7 protein-coding genes are annotated in these 4765 nt (G+C 42.5%); 1 reads left to right on the top strand and 6 read right to left on the bottom strand.

Annotated features, from left to right (window positions below; translation table 11 throughout):
- The first annotated feature begins 64 nt into the window (after window positions 1–64).
- Entirely contained in the window at window positions 65–283 is a 219-nt protein-coding gene (locus O9324_RS20730; protein WP_002768793.1) for a hypothetical protein, read from the top strand.
- Between the two features lie 289 nt (window positions 284–572).
- On the opposite strand, the gene O9324_RS20725 is transcribed toward O9324_RS20730, so the two are convergent.
- The 6 genes from O9324_RS20725 to O9324_RS20700 all read right to left on the bottom strand — a co-directional run bounded on the left by O9324_RS20725 (window position 573) and on the right by O9324_RS20700 (window position 4764).
- A complete protein-coding gene (locus O9324_RS20725; protein WP_287627869.1) occupies window positions 573–1490 on the bottom strand; it encodes a hypothetical protein in 918 nt (305 codons plus the stop codon).
- 389 nt (window positions 1491–1879) lie between these two features.
- Entirely contained in the window at window positions 1880–2107 is a 228-nt protein-coding gene (locus O9324_RS20720; protein WP_016516182.1) for a hypothetical protein, read from the bottom strand.
- Between the two features lie 2 nt (window positions 2108–2109).
- Window positions 2110–2583, bottom strand: coding sequence for a type II toxin-antitoxin system VapC family toxin (locus O9324_RS20715; protein WP_288141187.1), 474 nt, complete (start codon window positions 2581–2583; stop codon window positions 2110–2112).
- Window positions 2584–2726: 143 nt separating this feature from the next.
- Window positions 2727–2969, bottom strand: coding sequence for a DUF433 domain-containing protein (locus tag O9324_RS20710; protein WP_002790012.1), 243 nt, complete (start codon window positions 2967–2969; stop codon window positions 2727–2729).
- A 318-nt stretch (window positions 2970–3287) separates the two neighbouring features.
- A complete protein-coding gene (locus tag O9324_RS20705; protein ID WP_288141186.1) occupies window positions 3288–3917 on the bottom strand; it encodes a DUF1294 domain-containing protein in 630 nt (209 codons plus the stop codon).
- A 385-nt stretch (window positions 3918–4302) separates the two neighbouring features.
- Window positions 4303–4764, bottom strand: coding sequence for a DUF29 domain-containing protein (locus tag O9324_RS20700; protein WP_288141185.1), 462 nt, complete (start codon window positions 4762–4764; stop codon window positions 4303–4305).
- Window position 4765 lies beyond the last annotated feature (1 nt).

The raw sequence follows: 4765 nt of genomic DNA, 5'->3' as shown, positions 1-4765 counted from the left end.
GTTAGACCGTATCTCTCAGATCGCTTATGATCAATGTATTCTCGTAGGTTCAGGAGTTTAAACCATGCCTTTCGCTGAGTTAATTTCTTTAGTCAACAATCTAAGTCAGGCAGACAAATTATCACTCTTCAAACTCCTAGCTGCACAAATCCCAGACGCTGAACTACAAGTCATCTTTTCTGCATCAGAGTATCCGGTTTGGTCACCCTACGACGCAACGGAGGCTGCAAACATTCTGATGCAGATGATTCAGGATGACCAAGAGGCATCTACTCATGCCTAATACAATCGAGTTTCCCTTTTCTGACGATGAAGCATTGCCCACGATTCCCATCACTGTCATTGGCTTGACCCTGTGGCAACTTTTGCCCTCTATTTTAACCTAAACATTGGGAATCTTCGCTAACATTCCCCAACTAGGCCCACAAGAGCGGCATCGCACTTAAACCCACAGCTTCAATCCATGGGCATGGTGCGTTCCCCAAAATCGATCGCTGGAGCAGTAGGACTTGCATTAGGGAACGCACCCTACAAGATCGGCGATCGCAATTGTTAGTCCGCATTTGATGTGCTTAGCCGACATCAGGCTGAACCCTTTGTATTTCGATCGCTTTGCCGTCACGAAGCTCATAATGCACTTCAAAATCATGAATCTCTGGGACAGGCCTTTTGTCCGTATGTATATGTGAAAATTTACCAAAAAGGATAATGATATTATTTTCGGTTATTCTTTTATTGAACTCACTTGACTTAAATCGCACTACCTTCTCTCCTTTGGGATCAATTGAAGTCATGCCCAACGGAATGCCAGTGATTATATTATTATTGGATTCTTTTACAATGGATTCAAATTGAAAAGGTACATCATTTATGCAATCAATCACCACTTGGTAGCGATTTCCTTCAACTGCTAAATGTGGTTTTATTCGTAACTCGTTTTTTCTTTTATGTTCGTCAACCGCCTGGATTACTCCACGTATCGCCAACGACATATTTTTTATGAAAGCGGATCTGATTTTACTCTTTTCAATATCTTCGACCCCTGACCTAACACCCCGATCAACCTTTGGAGCCAGAGAGTATTGAAGAGGCCTGCTGCCCCTTATATCAAACGGTAGGTGATTAATGTTTTGATCTGGGATGTGAAATGTGTTCACGACGCAGATAATTCGAGTTCGTCTCATCCCCGTGGCAAGCGCATATCCTAGTTCGAATAAGACGTTTGGATTGGGACATACTCGAGAACCAGTTTCATGGCTAGTTATGGGTGTAATGTCAGCAACAAAAATATCGCATTTTTCGATCTTATCTAGTATAGTCGATGTTATTTCTGGCCATCCAGCAACCTGATTTGTATCGTGATCCACTCTGAGCGGTGTAGTAATGTCCTCGCTGTTATTGATGTTCTTGGCACTTTTCCTTAATGCATCTCCAATAAATGCTCGTGTCTCAGGTAAGTCAGATTGCCATGAATAGAATATATTAATCATTTACATTGTTGTATTTTCTAACTACATATTATAGGTCAACTTTCCGTATAAAACTCTCCAGAGTAACGATATGGGTCAACCTTTTGTATATCACTTCATTTAGGCGTGATCGCCAGAACTTTTCCCTATATCACCCCCAAAAGCTTGTTAGCCAGATTAGCATCTTGCCAAAAACCTTGTTTAACTAAATTCCTGACAATTTAGGCTCATTCTAGCGATGATTCCTCTGTCTGACCGCACCCCTTGACAGAAATTTACAATTATTCGACCTTTAGCGATCGCTATCGGGGGATAGTTGTTTTTTGTTACAGCAGTGGGGAGAAGGGAGCGGGTTTTTCAAGTGGGATTGGCAGTTAATCATGCTATTAAAAACCGATTCAGTGTAACGGCTAAGTTGAGCGGCGGCTAATATCCTTTGCACCACTATCAATATCTCTCGCTCGTCCGCTCCAACGTGTGGTTAGACCGTGTTTTCGAGATAAGGTAACAACTTCTCTGCCACTTTCAGCTTGTTGCTTTTGCAAATCAGCAAAGATGGCTTTCAAGTCATGATTGAATGACCGAGAGTACTCTTCACGAATTTTGTGGATCTCTTCCACAATCTCATCCTGAAACATAATCAACCTCCGAGAAGTTCATAGGGTGTACAAAGAATTGGCAACTCGTAGCCAAAATCAAGGCTGATCTCTGCCAACTTTCCCTGAATTTGAGCATTGGCGATGTGCTTGCAATTCCAGGTGAGCAGGTAATCCATGCCGTGAACGGTTGCAGCGGCGATATGAACAGCATCAATATCAGCTTTTGCGGGAAGGTTGCTGCGTTCCAAAAATTGCTCTGCTAAATCTAGCACAGCTTGGTTCAAGTCGAGTAAAGATAGATTAGCAAGGATTTCTAGTCGTTGAGATGCGATCACAACATCACCTTGTGAGGTTTCTTTCACGACCGCTTGGGATGAGTAAAGTTGAAAATCACCGCGACGTGTATTCCACCACTCCCTCGTCACCTCAATATTAGCCGCCACAACAATATCTCTGCTGGGTCGAGCAGTAAGATAGCCTAAGATACTGGTTTCAATATAGACGGTTTCGCTCACGGCAATCTAGAAAATCTATCCAATGCCTATCCTACCGCATTTAATCTTGGTTCTGAGGGTGTTGGGTAACAGTCGTCAACCCAACCTTGTACGTGAAATATTCTTGTCAGCATAAAGTTGCCGCAGAAAGCGGTAGTCCCTGATCAAGCAACAGCTTCATAGCGATTAGGAAGTTCAATGATGCGATCATCCAAGTAAGAAGAGGCAAAAATTAGGGCTTGTCGAATATCTTCATCCTCCAGTTCCGGAAACTCTTGATGTAATTCTGCTCGATCGGGATAAGTTGCCAGTAGCTCAATCACTCGACGAACCGTAAGGCGAAGATTACGAATGCAGGGTTGCCCATTCATACGGTTTGGATGGCTCGTAATACGATCTAGTTTCATTAGAGTAATTCTATCGCTTCATGATCATTTTAACCTTTAGCGGGGTAAGCAATGCCTGAAAGACATCCCCCACATATCCATTCTCTGTCATCAGATAAACCGTCACCCATACTATCTTTATATCACGCCCAAAAGCGTGTTAGCCAGATTAGCCCACACCGCACTTAAACCCACAGCTTCAATCAATGGGCATGGTGCGTTCCCCAAAATCGATCAGTGGAGCAGTAGAAGTTGCATTAGGGAACGCACCCTACAAGATCGGCGATCTGCTATGCAGTGCCTTCGGCATCGCACTGATGCTTTTAGAATCGCAATACCTCATAGCGTTCCTCCCGAAAACAGCCAAAACAGCCATACAACATAATGAATGATCACGATCACCCAAAAAGTGACTTGATAAGACTTTTTCTGACCTTTATGGCGCAATATTCGCTGGGCAATAAACCCGCCCAACCATCCACCTGCAAATTCACACAGATGTAGCGTTTGTTCAGAAGTTCGCCAATCCTTTCGTTTAGCACGAGATTTATCATCTGCGTATAGAGCGTAAGTCACTAAACTCATTACGGGATAAAGAATCAGTGGAATGGGATTGCCTGTCGTCCATGTAAAATGAATAGCTCCAAACAAAGGCAGAAGCGACAACAGAACTACCTCAACTATCGGAAAGCTTGAATTGATGGCATCAGAGGGTTTAGTTCGACTACTTGAAGGTGCTGACTTGTTTCTTGCTCCCAGAATAAATGCGTTGTAAGCTCGAACTTTGCCATCTGAGTCAACTATGCAGTGGTAATAAATCGTGTCGTTTTCTTGTGGACGACGGGTTGCATCTTTAATTTCAGAAATATGCAAAAAAACTTCCTGACTCCCATCAACGGGTTGAATAAAACCAAATCCACGCTCATCTTTCCATTTTGTAAGCTTTCCACTGCGGAGACCGGATTGCATAAAAAATCTCAATAACGAAAACTTTGTGATTCTAACAAATCACCTTCAAGGACAGCCACAACCAAAAAACGAAGCAGCCTAACTACATATTATAGGTCAACTTTCTGCATAAAACTCTCCAGAGTAACGATATGGGTCAACTTTCCGTATATCACTCCATTTAGGCGCAATTGCACGAATTTTTCCCCATATCACCCCCAAAAGCCTGTTAGCCAGATTAGCATCTTGCCAAAAACCTTGGTTAACTAAATTCCTGACAATTAGGCTCATTCTAGCGATGATTCCTATGTCTGACCGCACCCCTTGACAGAAATTTACAATTATTCGACCTTTAGCGATCGCTATCGGGGGATAGTTGTTTTTTGTTACAGCAATGTGGAGCAGCCTAATCCAGATTATCGCCGGTAGGAAACCAATCTTGATCGAGAACTTGTTCAAGGGAACCAATGGGAATAGCGGGGAAAGTATCGAGGGGTAATTGAGAGCGATCACTAACATCTTTTCTAGCAAATTGATAGCATTCCTCAAAGATTTCCAAAAGATAGGGTTTAAGACTAGGGCTATCTTTAACTTCTTTGATTATTTGTCTGCGAAAGTTTCTAATTTCCCCTTTCCAGTCACCCTCATTTCTTGCTCTTTCTCCTGTCCAGTAAGTTAGTTTCAGCAAATGTACCAGTAATTGAATCAAAAGATTTTCGATGTTGCGTTTTTCACTCCTTCCCATACTTGCTAATTCCTCCAGTAAATTATCTAAATCTACCCGCTCAAACTGTCTCGCTTGCAGTTGATTAATAGTAGTTCTAATCCAGAGATAAAAGTCTTGTTCGTACAGGGTTTTATTGTCCATA

This window comes from Microcystis sp. LE19-84.1B (assembly GCF_027531875.1).
Taxonomy (GTDB): domain Bacteria; phylum Cyanobacteriota; class Cyanobacteriia; order Cyanobacteriales; family Microcystaceae; genus Microcystis; species Microcystis panniformis.
Note: the sequence above shows the minus strand (reverse complement) of the source record. Positions and strands in the feature narration are given on the sequence as shown.